This window comes from Subtercola boreus (assembly GCF_003399635.1).
GTDB classification, from domain to species: domain Bacteria; phylum Actinomycetota; class Actinomycetes; order Actinomycetales; family Microbacteriaceae; genus Subtercola; species Subtercola boreus_B.
The window spans coordinates 98450-113742 of the sequence record NZ_NBXB01000041.1 but is presented as its reverse complement, the minus strand read 5'-3'; the positions used below and the strand labels follow the sequence as shown (position 1 = coordinate 113742).

Annotated in this window: 18 protein-coding genes; 13 read left to right on the top strand and 5 right to left on the bottom strand. The window is 68.2% G+C overall.

Features of this window, described 5'->3' with window-relative positions; genetic code table 11:
- Positions 1–90 precede the first annotated feature (90 nt).
- Genes galT through B7R22_RS15520 form a run of 5 tightly spaced genes read left to right on the top strand, consistent with a single transcriptional unit; the run spans position 91 to position 5005 of the window.
- The gene (gene galT / locus B7R22_RS15540; RefSeq protein ID WP_116412604.1) at positions 91–1242 is read left to right on the top strand and encodes a galactose-1-phosphate uridylyltransferase; all 1152 of its coding nucleotides are present in this window, start codon (positions 91–93) and stop codon (positions 1240–1242) included.
- Positions 1235–2443 (top strand): galactokinase, encoded by a 1209-nt coding sequence (galK, locus tag B7R22_RS15535; protein ID WP_116412603.1) that lies wholly within the window; start codon positions 1235–1237, stop codon positions 2441–2443. The genes galT and galK overlap by 8 nt, the downstream gene beginning before the upstream one ends.
- Positions 2436–3512 carry an aldose 1-epimerase family protein gene (locus tag B7R22_RS15530; protein WP_116412602.1) on the top strand — a complete coding sequence of 359 codons (1077 nt, stop codon included), beginning with the start codon at positions 2436–2438 and terminating at the stop codon, positions 3510–3512. Before galK ends, B7R22_RS15530 begins: the two co-directional genes overlap by 8 nt.
- Positions 3509–4486, top strand: a complete 978-nt coding sequence (gene galE / locus B7R22_RS15525; protein ID WP_116412601.1) for a UDP-glucose 4-epimerase GalE — start codon at positions 3509–3511, stop codon at positions 4484–4486. The genes B7R22_RS15530 and galE overlap by 4 nt, the downstream gene beginning before the upstream one ends.
- Before the next feature lie 48 nt (positions 4487–4534).
- Positions 4535–5005, top strand: coding sequence for a hypothetical protein (locus tag B7R22_RS15520; protein WP_116412600.1), 471 nt, complete (start codon positions 4535–4537; stop codon positions 5003–5005).
- Between the two features lie 120 nt (positions 5006–5125).
- On the opposite strand, the gene B7R22_RS15515 is transcribed toward B7R22_RS15520, so the two are convergent.
- Together B7R22_RS15515 and B7R22_RS15510 are read right to left on the bottom strand one after the other, a co-directional pair.
- Positions 5126–5938, bottom strand: coding sequence for a DUF2231 domain-containing protein (locus B7R22_RS15515; protein WP_116412599.1), 813 nt, complete (start codon positions 5936–5938; stop codon positions 5126–5128).
- A gap of 75 nt (positions 5939–6013) precedes the next feature.
- Positions 6014–6511 carry a Rieske (2Fe-2S) protein gene (locus tag B7R22_RS15510; RefSeq protein WP_116412598.1) on the bottom strand — a complete coding sequence of 166 codons (498 nt, stop codon included), beginning with the start codon at positions 6509–6511 and terminating at the stop codon, positions 6014–6016.
- 160 nt (positions 6512–6671) lie between these two features.
- Between B7R22_RS15510 and B7R22_RS15505 the strand changes: the two genes are divergently transcribed.
- Positions 6672–7175, top strand: a complete 504-nt coding sequence (locus B7R22_RS15505; RefSeq protein ID WP_116412597.1) for a sigma-70 family RNA polymerase sigma factor — start codon at positions 6672–6674, stop codon at positions 7173–7175.
- Complete coding sequence (locus B7R22_RS15500) at positions 7172–7894, top strand: anti-sigma factor family protein (RefSeq protein WP_116412596.1); 723 nt, start codon at positions 7172–7174, stop codon at positions 7892–7894. The genes B7R22_RS15505 and B7R22_RS15500 overlap by 4 nt, the downstream gene beginning before the upstream one ends.
- A 15-nt stretch (positions 7895–7909) precedes the next feature.
- On the opposite strand, the gene B7R22_RS15495 is transcribed toward B7R22_RS15500, so the two are convergent.
- Complete coding sequence (locus B7R22_RS15495; protein ID WP_116412666.1) at positions 7910–8506, bottom strand: histidine phosphatase family protein; 597 nt, start codon at positions 8504–8506, stop codon at positions 7910–7912.
- Between the two features lie 377 nt (positions 8507–8883).
- Between B7R22_RS15495 and B7R22_RS15490 the strand changes: the two genes are divergently transcribed.
- Together B7R22_RS15490 and B7R22_RS15485 are read left to right on the top strand one after the other, a co-directional pair.
- Positions 8884–9684 (top strand): putative protein N(5)-glutamine methyltransferase, encoded by an 801-nt coding sequence (locus tag B7R22_RS15490; RefSeq protein WP_301182624.1) that lies wholly within the window; start codon positions 8884–8886, stop codon positions 9682–9684.
- A gap of 71 nt (positions 9685–9755) precedes the next feature.
- On the top strand, positions 9756–12305 hold the full coding sequence (locus B7R22_RS15485) for a LamG-like jellyroll fold domain-containing protein (protein WP_116412594.1): 2550 nt from the start codon (positions 9756–9758) through the stop codon (positions 12303–12305).
- A 113-nt stretch (positions 12306–12418) separates the two neighbouring features.
- Here the strand turns inward: B7R22_RS15485 and B7R22_RS15480 are convergent, their stop codons facing one another.
- Both B7R22_RS15480 and B7R22_RS15475 read right to left on the bottom strand, forming a co-directional pair.
- On the bottom strand, positions 12419–12910 hold the full coding sequence (locus B7R22_RS15480) for a DUF2510 domain-containing protein (protein ID WP_116412593.1): 492 nt from the start codon (positions 12908–12910) through the stop codon (positions 12419–12421).
- On the bottom strand, positions 12910–13401 hold the full coding sequence (locus tag B7R22_RS15475; RefSeq protein ID WP_116412592.1) for a GNAT family N-acetyltransferase: 492 nt from the start codon (positions 13399–13401) through the stop codon (positions 12910–12912). Before B7R22_RS15475 ends, B7R22_RS15480 begins: the two co-directional genes overlap by 1 nt.
- 289 nt (positions 13402–13690) lie before the next feature.
- On the opposite strand from B7R22_RS15475, the gene B7R22_RS20320 reads away from it, so the two are divergent.
- The 4 genes from B7R22_RS20320 (at position 13691) to B7R22_RS15465 (ending at position 15203) form a co-directional block, all read left to right on the top strand.
- Positions 13691–13894: a DUF1016 N-terminal domain-containing protein gene (locus tag B7R22_RS20320; RefSeq protein WP_367379203.1), complete on the top strand. Its 204-nt coding sequence runs from the start codon at positions 13691–13693 to the stop codon at positions 13892–13894.
- Between the two features lie 60 nt (positions 13895–13954).
- Entirely contained in the window at positions 13955–14206 is a 252-nt protein-coding gene (locus tag B7R22_RS20315) for a hypothetical protein (RefSeq protein WP_367379202.1), read from the top strand.
- Positions 14143–14490: a PDDEXK nuclease domain-containing protein gene (locus B7R22_RS20310; protein WP_367379201.1), complete on the top strand. Its 348-nt coding sequence runs from the start codon at positions 14143–14145 to the stop codon at positions 14488–14490. The genes B7R22_RS20315 and B7R22_RS20310 overlap by 64 nt, the downstream gene beginning before the upstream one ends.
- A gap of 89 nt (positions 14491–14579) precedes the next feature.
- A complete protein-coding gene (locus tag B7R22_RS15465) occupies positions 14580–15203 on the top strand; it encodes a hypothetical protein (RefSeq protein ID WP_116412591.1) in 624 nt (207 codons plus the stop codon).
- The last annotated feature ends 90 nt before the right edge of the window (positions 15204–15293 follow it).

Genomic DNA, 15293 nt, shown 5'->3' with positions numbered 1-15293 from the left:
AAACAGAACCAAAGACAACTCATAGGGTGATGCATTACCATGGAGCTTGGCGAAACTGCCGAGTCAGCTTGCGTATTCGAAAGAGGCGACATGCCCCCCTCCCCGACCGGAACTGTCGAAGACCTCTCCCTCGTCGGCGGGCATCCCATCGTCAAGCGCTCGCACGTGCTCGCCGACGGCCGGGAGCTGATCTACTACGACGACGCCGTCACCACGCTCGCGCCGGAACGCCTGCCCGACGATCGGCCCCTCGACCCGCGTCCGCCCACCGCTCTGATGCGCCAGGATGTGCTCACCGGCGAGTGGATCTCCATCGCAGCCGCCCGAAACAACCGCGTGTTCCTGCCGCCGGCGAACCTCGATCCGCTTGCCCCGCAGGCGCCCGACAACCCCTCCGAGGTGCCGAGCCTCTACGACGTCGCGGTCTTCGAGAACCGTTCCCCCTCGTTCGGGCCCGAGCTGCTCGTGGCCGGCGCCGTGCCGGTGCCCGATGATTCCGGGATCGCCCTCGGTCGCTCCCGGGCATCCATCGGCCGCTGCGAAGTGGTCTGCTTCAGCCCCGAGCGCGAGGGGTCGTTCGGGTCGCTGCCGACCTCACGCGCCCGTACCGTGATCGAGGCCTGGGCCGACCGCACCGCTGTTCTGAGCGCGATGCCCGGAATCGAGCAGGTCTTTCCGTTCGAGAACCGCGGCGAACAGGTCGGCGTGACGCTCCACCACCCCCATGGCCAGATCTACTCCTATCCGTTCGTCAGCCCCCGCACCCAGCGTCTGGTCGCCTCTCTCGAGAGTTATGGGCCGACGCTGTTCGCCGACATCCTCGCCAGCGAGCAGGCGGGCGAGCGGATGATCGTGCAGGGCGAGCACTGGAGCGCCTTCGTACCGTTCGCCGCCCGCTGGCCCATCGAAGTGCACATCCTCCCGCACCGACAGCTGCCCGACCTCGCCGCGACGACCTCCGCCGAGCGGGACGAACTCGCCGTGCTCTACCCGCGCGTTCTGCGGGCGATCGACGGGCTCTACGAGACGCCGACCCCGTACATCGCGGGCTGGCACCAGGCACCGGTGAACTCGCACCGCGACGACATCCGCCTGATGTTACAGATCACCTCGCCGCGCCGGGCGGTCGACCGGCTGAAGTTCCTGGCCGGCTCGGAGTCGGCGATGGGGGCGTTCATCGGCGACGTTCCGCCCGAGACCACGGCCCGCAACCTGCGAGAGAGCTTCGAGACCCATGACTGAACTGAGCCCCCTCTTCGAAACCCTCGCAGCCGAGTTCGAGGCGCGCCACGGCTCGCGGCCGGCCGGTTTCTGGTCGGCACCGGGACGCGTGAACCTCATCGGCGAGCACACCGACTACAACGAGGGCTTCGTGCTCCCGTTCGCGATCGATCGGCGTGCGGTGGTTGCGCTCGCCGGCGCGGCTCCGGATGCCCCGGCCCTCGCCCGCGTCTCGTCGACCTTCTCCGACCAGATCGTCGAGCTCGCCCTCGCCGACCTCGCTCCGGATGCCCTCGCCGACTGGTCGGCCTACCCCCTGGGCGTGGCGTGGGCGCTGGCCGAGCATGTCTCTGCGACATCCGGAACCGAAGCGCGCCGCGCGCTTCCCGGCTTCGCCCTGCACATCCACTCCGACGTGCCGATCGGCGCAGGGCTCTCGTCGTCGGCTGCGATCGAGTGCGCTGCCGCTGTCGCCCTGAACGAGTTCTGGCAGCTCGGACTCGCCCCGGCAGAGCTCGCACGCATCGGCCAGATCGCCGAGAACCAGGCCGTCGGGGCTCCCACGGGAATCATGGACCAGTCCGCCAGCATGCTCGGCCACACCGATGCGGCGGTCTTCCTGGACTGCCGCAGCATGAACGCCGAGAGTGTTCCGCTCGGACTCTACGCCGAAGACCTCGAGATCCTCGTGATCGACACCCGGGTCAGCCACGATCACGCCACAGGCGGGTACGCCGAGCGGCGGGCATCCTGCGAGCGAGCCGCGGCTGAGATGGGCGTCAAATCGCTTCGCGAGCTCAGCGTCGCCGACCTGCCGCGGCTGCAGCAGAGGCTCGACGACGAGACCTTCCGACGGGCCCGGCACGTGATCAGCGAGAACGAGCGGGTCGAACAGACCGTGCGGCTTCTCGAGACGGAGGGCCCGCTCGCGATTGGTGCCCTGCTCGATGCCTCTCACGTGTCGATGCGCGACGACTTCGAGATCTCGGTGCCCGAACTCGATCTCGCCGTCGAGGTCGCCCAGGAGGGCGGCGCAATCGGTGCCCGGATGACCGGCGGCGGTTTCGGCGGATCGGCGCTGGCGCTCATCCGGCGTCCCCAGAGGCCTGCGCTCGAGGCTGCTGTTCTGGAAGCGTTCACTGCCCGGGGTTATCGGCGGCCCGACCTCTTCGTCGTGCAGCCGTCGGCCGGAGCCACAATGAAAGGTCACCTCGATGACTGAGAACGAATACCCGACGGGTGAGCAGTTCGAGTTGCTGTGGGCGGGAAGCGGCGCGGGCGGCGGAAGCGGTGCAGGCGACGAAGGCGGCGCGCGAGGCGCGGGCAGTGCGACCGCACGCCGTTCGCGCGCGGTCGTCACCGCCATCGGCGCGATGCTGCGGGTGCTCGAGTTCGACGGAGTCCCGGTCATCCAGGGCTTCGACGAGACGGCCGTGCCGCTGTTCTGCGCCGGCTGGATGCTCGCACCCTGGCCGAACCGCGTGCGCGACGGTCGGTGGAACGATGCCGGCACGCCCCGTCAGCTGCCTCTGACCGAGCCCGGCCGCGGCAACGCGCTGCACGGCTTCCTCTTCGAGCAGCAGCACACGGTGGTGCGACGAACGGGGTCGTCGATCACCCTCCGGGCGAACATCCACCCGACCGACGGCTACCCGTTCGCCCTGACCGTCGACACGACGTTCGAGCTCGGCGAGAACGCGCTCAGCATCACCCACACGCTGGTCAACACGGGCGACCGCCCCGCGCCGGCCGCGCTCGGGGCGCACCCGTACTTCCGTATCGGAGACGTGCCGATCCCGGAACTCACCGTGACGGTGCGCGCCGCAACGCGTGTGCTGGTGGATGACAGGCTCAACCCTGTCGGCGCCGAGCCTGTCGCCGGCACGCGGTTCGACCTCTCGCGGGGTGCGGTCGTGGGCGACCTCGACCTCGACACCGCCTACTTCGACCTCGCAGCCGAGGCTGACGGACGGTACGTGCACACGATCGAAGCTCCGGATGCCCGTCGCATCGAGCTCTGGGGTGACCAGAACTACAGCCACGCCCAGGTCTTCACGACGCAGATCTTCCCACTCGGCTCCGGTCCCGGCTGGGCCGTCACGGTCGAACCGACCACGGCACCGCCCGACGCGTTCAACAGCGGTGTCGACCTGCACGTTATCGAGCCCGGCGCGAGCTGGACCGCCTCGTGGGGCATCACGTTCGTGCCCGCACCCGTGCCCGCGCCCGCCCCGGAATCTGCACCCGCACCCGCACCCCGCTCGACCCCAATCCCTGAGGAGATCGCATGACCTGGCTCGTGACCGGCGGCGCCGGCTACATCGGATCGCACGTCGCCCGCGCCTTCCTAGCGGCAGGCATCGACGTCGTCGTGATCGACGACCTCTCCAGCGGCCAGGCCGGATTCGTGCCCGACGGGGTGGCTCTCGAGCAGGGTTCGCTCGTCGACAGAGCCTTCGTCGATGAGGTGTTCGCGCGCTGGGCCTCGTCCGAGCATCCGCTGACCGGAGTCGTGCACCTCGCGGGCTACAAATACGCCGGCGTCTCCGTACAGCGCCCACTGCACACCTACACGCAGAACGTCACCGCCACGGTGAACCTGCTCGAGGCGATGCACGCGACAGGCGTGCCCTCGATTGTGTTCTCGTCGAGCGCGGCCGTCTACGGCAATACGCCGGCCGAGTTCGTCACCGAGGAGACCGCCACGTCGCCCGAGTCGCCCTACGGCGAGACCAAGCTCATCGGCGAGTGGCTGATCGCCGACCAGGCTGTCGCGACCGGTCTCCGTCACACTGCCCTGCGGTACTTCAACGTCGTCGGATCGGCCACGCCCGAGGTGAGCGACACCAGCCCGCACAACCTGTTCCCGCTGGTGTTCCGGGCCCTGCAGGCGGGCAAGACGCCGAAGATCTTCGGCGACCAGTACCCGACCCCCGACGGAACCTGCGTGCGGGACTACGTGCACGTGGCGGATGTCGCGGCGGCGCACGTGGAGGCGGCCCGCAAGCTCGACGCCGGCGTTCCGCTCGACGCCGCCTACAACCTCGGCAGCGGATCGGGCGTCTCGGTGCGCGAGATCATGACGTCGATGGCTGCGGTCACGGGCATCCCGTTCGACCCCGAAGTACTGCCGGCCCGCCCCGGCGACCCCGCGCGCATCGTCGCTTCGGGCGAGCGCGCCGCCCGCGACGTCGGGTGGATGCCCGGCCACACCCTCACCGACATGATCGCCTCCGGCTGGGCGGCGGCCCAGTACTCCGACTGACCGTTTTCAAGCTCTTGCATGGTGAGGTTTAATCAGTAATGTGGCGGAATGAAAAAACATATCCGTGCGCTGATTGCTGCGCCTCTCATTTCAACTGTGCTGGTCGCCGGGGCACTCGTGCCTCAAGCCGCTCATGCAGACGGCACGCTGGCAGAGTACAAATGGAGCTCCGCCAGCGGGTTCGTCGAGTACGGGCTGGGCGGATTCTGGGTGGAATCCCGCACCGACAATTCCAAGCTCGTCTTCCAGACCGACGGCAACCGGGTGCTCTACAACGACAGTGGCCGGGCGCTGTGGCATTCACAGACCCACGGTCGTGGTGCTTCGAAGATCAGCCTCCAGAGTGATGGCAATGTTGTCATCTACCGAGCTGACAACGTGCCGCTCTGGGCGTCCGGAGTGAGCCGCTCGGTGCCGTCGGGGACATGGGATCTGGTGCTCCTCGGCACAGCATCTGCTCCGACGATCAACGAGCGCAACCTGCTGACCGGGGGGAAGGACTACTGGCGCATTCCCTAGTCGGCCCCCGCAACTCGCCCGCACCCGAAGGGACCCATATCGTCCGGGATTCTTCTGGACGGCGCGTTTTGGGTCCCTTGGGGTGCGAGCGGTGGAAGACCCGGGCGGGGCGGGGGCGGGTCAGCCCTCGACGGGGTCGGAGCTGAAGGAGTCCTGCCAGACGGCGTTCGAGCCGGACTCGCCGATCTGCACGACCTTGAACACGGTTCCGGTGGAGACGCCGAGGGCGAGCACGATGAAGACGATCGAGACGACGATCGATGCCGTGCGGCCGGCCCGCGCGCGCGCGGGTGCGGTGGGACGGATGCCCGGGGTGGCCCGCCTGGCGCCGGTCGCAGCGTCGAAGGGGTCGTCGCCGTGAAGCAGCACAGACCCGTCGGCTGCGCGCGAGTCGCTGCCGCTGCCAGCGACCGGGCCCGGCGCGCCGAAGCCCGCCGGAACAGCGTTGCCCGCGGCACCTGCCGGCGCGACCCCGACGCGACCCGTACCGGCCAATGCCGACGAGGGTACAGACGCAGACGCAGACGCAGACGCAGACGCGGACGCGGACGCCGGCACCGACGAGGCCACGGGCGACGCATAGCGCGGCGGCACGCCCGGCAGCGCGCGCGAGGCGGCGAACCAGCGGTACCAGACCCAGATGGCGGTGGCCAGCACGAATTGGCCGACCGCCCACGGCAGCAGGGTGTCGCCGAGCGCGACGTGCGCCTGGATGAGCGGCGTCGAGTTCACCCGCTCCTGGAGCCATTCGCCGGCGTTGGTGGCCAGTGGCACGCTGATGAGTCCGACAAGGGCGACGATCGGCGTCAGCGCGCCGAGCTTCCGGCGGAACGCCGGCCAGACTGCTCCGAGCACGGTCAGCAGGGCCGCGGCGGGCAGCACGATGACAACGACGTGCACCAGCAGGATGTGGAAGGGGAGTCCGTTGAGCATGCGGCAGCTTTCTGTCGACGTGGGAAGGAGAGGGGAGGGGTGGGAGCGCGAAAGCGAACGGGTCGGCCGGCGGCGTCAGGCCGCTACGATCGCATCCCCGGAGACGACGGCCTTCACCGCCGTGAGGCCCTTCTGGGCCGGCCCGTGCGTGACGTCGCCGGTGGCGAGCTCGAAGGTGGAGCCGTGGCAGGGGCACGCGAAGTCGGTCTTCGCGAACGCGACGGCGCAGCCCTGGTGCGGGCAGACCGAGCTGAAGGCGACCACAGTGCCGGCGGTCGGCTGGGCCACCAGGAGTTCCTGCCCGTCGAACGTGACGCTGGTCGCCTGGCCCACCGGAACGTCGGCGAGTTTCGCGATCTCCGCCCCGCCCACCGCCGCGGCACCGGATGCCGCACCGCTCGGTGCCGCTGCCGAACCGGTCGCCGAACCCGTCGCAGCGCTGCTGGCTGCGGGCGCGGCAGTGTCTGCCCCGCCGGTGCTGCAGGCGGCGAGCAGAAGAGTGCTGGCACCGACCAGCCCGGTGGTTCCGGCGGTGAGGATGACGCGGCGGGTGACGGTCTGGTTCTCGGTCATGATGCTCCTTCTGGTACTGCCGGACCTGCCGGACGAGGCTGACTTGAGATACTGCTACCCGTACCTACGAGAACGCCCCACAGGAAGTTCACCCGAGTATGAACTTTTCTGGCCGACGTCTCGTATACAACAGTGCCAGAGTGAGACAGGAGGTGCGGCCATGGATGATCAGGCTCTGCTTCTCCGCGAACTCCACGACCAGCACGCCCCCGCTCTGCTGCGGTTCGCCCTGCGCCTGACGAACGACCGCCAGCTCGCCGAAGATGTTGTGCAGGAGACGCTGTTCCGGGCCTGGCAGAACCCCCGGGTGCTGCAGAACTCCGAGCAGTCCCCGCAGTCGTGGCTGTTCACGGTGGCGCGCAACCTGGTGATCGACGACTGGCGGAGTGCACGGTCGCGCAACGAGATCGGCACCGACACCCTGCCGGAACGGGCATCCGCCGACCACACCGACGCCGTTCTCGAGGCCTGGCTCGTCTCGGAGGCGATCAGCGGACTCTCCCGGCCGCACCGGGAGGTTCTGGTGCACTCGTTCTACGGCCAGAAGTCGATCGCCGAGCTCAGCGAACTGCTCGACATCCCCGAGGGCACGGTCAAGTCCCAGTTGCACTATGCCCTCCGGGCGGTCAGGCTCTCCCTGCAGGAGAAGGGGGTGACACGATGAACGCGCGCGAAGACGCCATCGGTCCGGACGACCGCTTCCGTGACTGGGATGCCGCCTACGTGCTCGGCTCGCTCGCCCCGGCTGAGCGACACGAGTACGAGCAGCACGTCGCCGGATGCCCGGACTGTCGTGCGGCGCTCGCCGACCTCGCCGGCATGCCGGGCCTGCTCGCGTCTGTCGCTCGTGCCGAGGCGGTCGGTCTGGTTCAGGGTCCGGTCGAGGCCACGGTGCCGGCCGAACTCCTCCCGCGGCTGCTGGCGCGGGCGCGGCGCGCGAGGCTCCGTCGCCGCGTGTTCACCTCTGCGGGCATCCTCGCCGTGGCTGCGGCGGTGACCGTCGCGCTCGTGGTCTCGCTGTCGCCGGTGACGGTCGCACCCGTAACGGCCTCGCAGGACGACCGGCTCACCTTCACGGCCGAGGTACAGAGCCCGCTGAGCGCCGTTGCGGTGCTCGGCGAGGAGCCCTGGGGCACCCGCATCGACTGGACCTGCACCTACGAGGGGCAGGTCGGCAGCGGTACGGCGAGGAGTTACGCGATGCTGGTGACCGACCGGAGGGGTGAGGCGACGCAGGTCGCCTCATGGACGTCGGGGCCCGGTACGACGGCGACGCCGACCGCCACGACGAGCATCCGGCGTTCCGACATCACGGCCGTGTCGATCGTGTCCGGCGAGACGGGCGCGGTGCTGCTTCGTTCCGTGCTGCACGACGCGGGCTGACCCGCGCGCGGTTGCTCAGGCGGGTTCGGGCACCGGCCAGGCCGCACCGTTCACCACGGACAGCGACCATTCCACTGCGTCGTCGTCGCGCAGCACATGGTGGATGACGCAGTGCCCGGCGTTGGAGATGCTGCCGACCGGGCCGCCGCTGAGGGCGGAGAGGGTGAGCCGGATGAGCGTTCCGTGTGCGACGACGATGATGCGGGATCCGGGGTTGGCCTTCACGACCCTGCGGAGGGCGAGGGACGCCCGGGCGGCGACCTCCTCCTCGGTCTCGGCCTCGAGGAAGCCGCCCGGGATGCGGAGCGCCCGCAGTTCGTCGCCGTCCTGCATGCCCTCGGCCCGCCCGTAGTGACGTTCGACCAGCTCGGGGATCTGGCTGGTGACCGTGAGCCCGAGCTCGCCGGCGATGATCTCCGCGCTCTCGCGGGCACGGGAGAGCGGTGAGCAGACCACGAAGTCCCAGTCCTGGCCCTGGAGCAGCCGGGCGGTCGCCCGAACCTGAGCGCGGCCGGTGTCGTTCAGAGGAACATCCGACCGGCCCTGGATGCGGCGTTCGGCGTTCCAGTCGGTCTCACCGTGACGGACGAGCGCAAGGGTGGTGGCATTCACACGCCCATTGTCCCACTTCCCGAGCGGCTCGCACCGGGCGAGGGCTGCGGATTGGTCCTGCAGCGTCGACGGAGCCGACGTCGAACTCGCGAAAGGCCTCACTGAACGCCGGCCAACCGAAAACCGTCCTGGCGACCATGGCTCCTCATCGGAATCGTGCGTGCGCTTGTCCCGCTTTCCCGTAAGAGTGATCCGAGGCTAGGCTGGGCTCCGGACGAATGTGCGTTGGCGCCGTCCACGAACCGCTACGACCACGAACTGCCACAGGGAGAAGACATGCCGGAACTGCTCATCGGGCTGCTCGCCTTCATCACCGTGGGAACAGGCATCACCGGCATCGCGGCCGGCATCGCGATGTTCACGTCGCCGTACCGACACTGAGCGAGTCCGCCACCGTCCTGCGCCTGCGGGCCGCGGGCTGCGTGTTCGCTGAGGAGGAGGCCGCTCTTCTCGTTGCGCAGGCGGGAAGCGACGCTGAGCTCGAAGCCATGGTTCTGCGGCGGATCGAGGGTATTCCGCTCGAGCACATCCTCGGCTGGGCCGAGTTCGCGGGGATCCGGGTGGGGGTGGACGCCGCGGTGTTCGTGCCGCGCCGGCGCACCGAGTTCCTGGCGGGGTTGGCCCTGGCGTTCGCGAGGGAGGCAAGCGGCGCCCAGCCGACGGTGCTCGACCTCTGCTGCGGATCCGGCGCCATCGCGCTCGTCGTCGAGACGGGCATCCCCGGAGCCCGCGTCTTCGCGGCCGACATCGACCCCGCCGCGGTGCGGACGGCCCGCCGGAACCTCGCTCGCCCCGACCGTGTCTTCGAGGGCGACCTCTTCGCGCCCCTGCCCGCAGGCCTCGCGGGCTCGTTCGACGTCATCGTGGCGAACACCCCCTACGTGCCCACCGAGGCGCTTTCCCTCATGCCCCCCGAGGCGCGGCTGCACGAGTCGCGGGTCGCGCTCGACGGGGGAGACGACGGGCTCGACGTGCAGCGCCGGGTCGCGGCGTGCGCCGCAGACTGGCTGGCACCGGATGGCCGCCTGCTGGTCGAGGTCAACGAAGCGCAGGCGCCGTCGGTCATCCGCATCTTCACGGCAGCCGGACTTGAAGCGCATGCGGAGAGTTCCGACGAATTCGAGGTGACCGTAGTCGTCGGTAGACTTTTGGACAGTATTTTGCAACACTTCTCATGACCATCGCTTCCTGAGAGCTCTTTCAGGCAGCTCCGCGGTCGTTCATGAATCAACAAGGAAGTTGGTCTCGGATGAGAAGAAAGAATCTCGGCAGGGTGCTCGGCCTCGGGCTGGCTGCGGCCTGCCTCGTCGGCCTGGTGGCGATGCCCGCCACGGCCCAGGCGGCGCCTGCCGCAGCGTGGGCGCCCAAGACGGCCCCGCTCAGCACCCCGTGGACGGCCGACGTCTCGCCCACGAACGCTCTGCCCGACTACCCCCGCCCGCAACTCGCCCGGCCGAGCGTCGACAAGCCGAAATGGCTAAGCCTCAACGGCCTCTGGCAGTACGCGGGCACAGACGGCTTCACCCCGCCGGCCTTCGGGAAGGACCTGGCCGGCCAGATCCTCGTGCCGTACCCCACCGAGTCGGCGCTGTCGGGCATCCAGAAGCACGACGAGTTCATGTTCTATCGGAAGACTCTCGACGTTCCGAAGGACTACACGAACCACGACCAGCGCGTGCGACTGAACTTCGGTGCGGTCAACTACGACGCGACCGTCTATGTGAACGGCACGCAGGTCGCCCGCCACACCGGCGGCTATGACGCGTTCAGCGTCGACATCACGGGCGCGCTCCGCGACCGGGGGCAGCAGGAGATCGTAGTCGCCGTGCACTCGCCGGTCGACGACGCGAACATCCCGGTCGGCAAGCAGCGCAACGATCCGAGTGGCATCTTCTACACCGCAGCATCCGGAATCTGGCAGTCGGTCTGGCTCGAGCCGGTGGCGGCGACCAGCGTGGCGAGCTTCACGGCGACTCCGGATGTCGCGTCCAGTTCTTTCGCCATCCAGACGACGCTGAACGGCGATCCGTCGCGCGCGAAGCTCACCGTGGATGTCTACGACGGCAAGAAGAAGGTCGCGAGCGGCCGCGCCGACGCCGGAGCGCCACTGAAGATCACCGTGCCGAAGGCGCACCTCTGGAGCCCCGACGACCCGTTCCTCTACACCTTCAAGGTGAAGCTCGACGGGCAGGGCTCGAACGACGAGTTCGAGAGCTACGCGGGGTTGCGATCGATCGCGGTCGCGAACGTCGATGGCAAGCAGCGCATCACGCTGAACGGCAAGCCGACGTTCCTGCTCTCGACGCTCGACCAGGGCTACTGGCCCGACGGCATCTATACGGCGCCGACGGATGCTGCGCTGAAGTTCGACATCCAGAAGACGAAGGATCTCGGGTTCAACACCATCCGCAAGCACATCAAGATCGAACCGGCACGCTGGTACTACTGGGCCGACAGGCTCGGGCTGATGGTCTGGCAGGACTCACCCGCTCTGCCGACCGGCCGGAACGGCTCGTTGTCGACGGCCGACAAGGCGAACTTCCGCGCCGAGACCGCGACGATGGTCGACCAGTTGAAGAACGTCACGTCGATCATCGGCTGGATCCCGTTCAACGAGGGGTGGGGCCAGTGGAGCGTGCAGGCGGCCTCGGATGTCGGCGCCCAGGTCAAGGCGCAGGATCCGTCCCGGCTCGTGAACGACCGGTCGGGCTCCAACTGCTGCGACACCCCCGGCGACCCGGGGACGGGCGACATCATCGACTGGCACCAGTACCAGGGGCCGGCGCTTCCCGCGCCGGACGCGAAACGGGCATCCATCGACGGTGAACACGGCGGGCTGACGCTCTCGGTCGAGGGGCACACCTGGCCGACGGCGACCATCAACCCCTACGGATCGGTCAAGGATGCCGCCGAGCTGAACGACAAGTACGTGGCCAACACGGCTGTGCTTCGTGACCAGGGCGCGCCCTACGGCCTGTCGGGTGCTGTCTACACTCAGATCACGGATGTCGAAGGTGAGCAGAACGGCTTCTTCACCTACGACCGCAAGGTGGAGAAGGTCGACGAGGCACGCGTTCGCGCCGTGAACCTCGAGGTGATTGCGGCCGGCGCCAAGCCCACGCCGCCGGCGCCTCCCGGAACGCCCGGGACGGCCGGAGTGGACAACTACCGGTTCAACGAGACGTCGGGTGTTGTCGCTTCGGACTCGGTCGGCACGCCTCCTCAGGGCAGCAACCCGCTGACCCTCCGGAACGGTGCCACCTTCGGCCCCGGGCTCGACGGCAACGCGCTCGTGCTGAACGGCGTGAACCAGTTCGCCGAGAGTGCGAAGACGCTGATCCCGACCGAGAACACGAACTACAGTGTCTCGGCCTGGGTCAAGCTCAATGCGGCAGGCGATGCGTTCCAGACGGTGGCGAGTGAGGACGGGGATGCGAACAGCGCCTTCTTCCTGCAGTACTCGGGGGCCGACAAGCGCTGGGCGTTCAGCTTCGCGAGCGTTCGAGCGCTGGCGAACACGGTCGGCGCGCCCGTGGTGGGCCAGTGGTACCACCTCGTCGGCGTGCGGGATGTGACGCACTCGTCGCTGTCGATCTACGTCGACGGAACGCTCTCGGGCAGCGTGGGCATCCTCGGCGGCGGAGACAAGGGAACGGGCAACTTCGAGATCGGCCGTGGGAAGTTCGGCGGCAACCCGGTCGACTACCTCAACGGTTCGGTTGACGGGGCGAAGATCTTCGATCGGGCGCTCTCGGCCGCGGAGGTGGCGGCCCTCACGGCGGCCGGCCCCGCCCGGTAGCCCGCGCTCCCCACCCTCCATCCCATCCAGTGGGCAGTTTGGGCCTCAAATCTATGATTCTGGGGCCCAATCTGCCCACTCGATCTTTGTGTGGTGGGGATGGGCGGGCTCAGTCAGCGGGCGGCGAACGCTCCGAGCGCTGCTACGAGGGCGGCGGCTGCGAGGCCGAGGGTGAAGACGCCGGAGACGACGGCATTGATGGCCGCGCCGAGGCCGCCGAGGCGCTCCGCCAGGCGGACCGCCTGCACCCCCAACACCATGGAGGCGACGCCGAGAAGCGCTGCGACGGCCAGTGCGCACGCCAGCCCGACCAGCATTCCGATCGGCAGGAACAGCCCTGCGGGGAGGGCGACCGACGCGCTCAACAGCACGACAATGACCAGCAGAAAGATGGCCGTTCCCTTGCGGCAGAGACGCAGGCCGTATGCGGCCCGGCGGTTGAGCCCCGGCGGCATGGCGCGCGCGTAGCCCGGATTGAACAGGGATCGCCGGGGAGCGCGGTGGTAGAGAGAGCTCCATCCCGAGCCATCCCACCAGCGGTCCTGCCCTGGCGCATCCGGTGCGTCGTACCAGCCCGGCGGCGCTGACGTGCGTGCTTCGCTCATCAGGCGAGGGCGAGGCGCATGGTGGTGAGGTCGAGCCAGCGGCCGAACTTGGTGCCCACCTCGCGAACGGTGCCGGTGAGTTCGAAGCCGAACGCGGCATGCAGGCGGATGGATGCCGCGTTGCCGGCCTCGATGTCGGCGACGACCACGTGGTAGTCGCCCTCGCGGGCGCGCTCGAGCAGGGCGCCGAGAAGGGCGCGGCCGATTCCGCGGCCGATGGCTTCGGGGCGGAGGTAGATGGAGTCCTCGACGGTGTGGCGGAAGCCGCTCTTCGTGTGCCACGCGCTGAGGCTGGCGTAGCCGAGCAACCCATCGTCATCGACGGCGACCAGCACCGGGAACCCGTGCCGACGGTGAGATTCGAACCACGCTGCGCGCTCGGCCAGGTCGACGGTCTCGTCGGTCCAGATCGCGACCGAGTTCAGAATGGCCTCGTTGTGGATGGCGAGAATGGCCGGTAGATCATCCGGAATCGCGTCTCGGATCTGCATGGTGCCTCCCGAGAGCAACTCTAGAGCGGCGGCGCCGGATACCGTATGATGAGTAATCATCATGATAGCCGTCCTTGAACCTGACTCGTCTCACTATCTTGCTGTTCTCAGCGCGGTGAAGCTGCGAGTACGTGCTTCCCGTCATCGCGCGCAACGGGTGATCAGCGCAGAGATGATTCGAATGTACTGGCATATCGGCAAGGCTCTCATTGCTGAGACGGCTGAGTGACCGTGGGGTACCAAGAGCCTCGAACGACTCTCCCTCGACCTCAAGTCCGTGTTCCCTGGTATGGCAGGCTTCTCCGTATCGAATCTCAAGTACATGCGACGGCTCTCGGAGATGTGGCCCGACGAAGCCGCAATTGGTCCACAACTTGTGGACCAATTGCCCTGGGGTTACCTGCGGGTTCTCATGGCTTACGTTGACGACGAAACGCGGGGTTGGTACGTTCGCCAGGCTGTTGAACTCGGCTGGTCTCGGGCCGTTCTGTAGCATCACATCAAGACCCGCGCGCACCTGCGCTTCGGCGCGGCCCCGACCAATTTTGACCGCGTGCTCGAACCGAGCGAATCCGAGCTCGCACAGCAGCTGATTAAAGATCCGTACGTGTTCGATTTTCTGGGCATCGACAGTGACGCCGGGGAACGGCAGATCGAGCAGGCGATGGTCGAGCGCATCAGTCGCACCCTGGCGAACTCGGCCGGGATTTCGCCTTCGTCGGTCGACAGGTGCATTTCGACGTGGACGGCGATGACTTCTTCGTCGATCTGCTGTTCTTCCACACGGATCAGCTCCGCTACATAGTCATCGAGTTGAAGGCCGGCAGGTTCAAACCCGAATTCGCAGGCCAGCTCGGCTTCTACGTCGCGGTTGTCGATGACGTGATGCGAAAGCCCCAGCACGCGCCGACAGTCGGCCTCCTACTCTGCAGCAACAAGAGCGACCGCGTCGTGCGGTATGCGCTCGGGGGCAGCAGCCATCCGGTCGCGATCGCGAGTTATGACCTGCTCCCGCCGGAGGAGCGGGCGGCCCTGCCGTCCGAGGAGACGATCGCCCGGGCCCTCGGCGACCTGTCGCTCACCGACTGAGCGGGATGTGGCCACCCGGCAGCCGGCGGGACGCCGTACATTTGAGGGGCGAGGTCGCATCGGCCCTGTGGAGCGAGGAGGTGGGGGCAGTGGCAGCGAAGCGGTCGCGTCTCGGCGGCCTGTTCCGGCGCAACAGGATCCCGCTTCTGGCGATCGACTCGACCGTCGTCGCCCGCGCGGTCGACGAGGGTGTGCTCATCACACGGCTGGCGCTCACGATGGCCACCAAGAACTTCATCATCGTGGGGTCGATCCGGGAGGACCGGCCGTTCGACATCGAGAGCGCCCGGGTCTTCGTGCGCTCCGAGCTCATCGACCTGGCCCTTGAGCAGGTGAGCTACGCCGGCCGCATGCGCGCGGAATCGGCGGCACTCGTCGCGAAGAAGCGCAAGTCAGGCACACAGACGGAGGAGGCGGGGGAGGAGCTGAGGCTGTTCACCCAGCGCCGAGTCACGTACTCTGCACTCGCGAGCGAGCTGACCCGCCTCCGCGGTGTGTCGAGCGTGATCGACGAGGTCGTCGAGACGGCGAGGGAGAGCGCCTGGGGCGAGGTGCGTGCCAACGTCGAGAACCGTCTCGACCGGGTGGCCGGCTCGGCGACCGAGTCCGACTACGCCCAGAAGCGGGTGGGGCGGATGATGGCCCTCCGGCACATCGACCTGCAGGCGCTGGGGCGCAACACTCCGGGCAGGGCCGCCCCGAAACTGCATTGAGTCGACCCGACTCACGTTTATCGTATCCCCGGGAATGCGGCCGGGGGGTCCCACGTTGACTTGAGTCGAGGGCACTCACGTTTCTTCAGG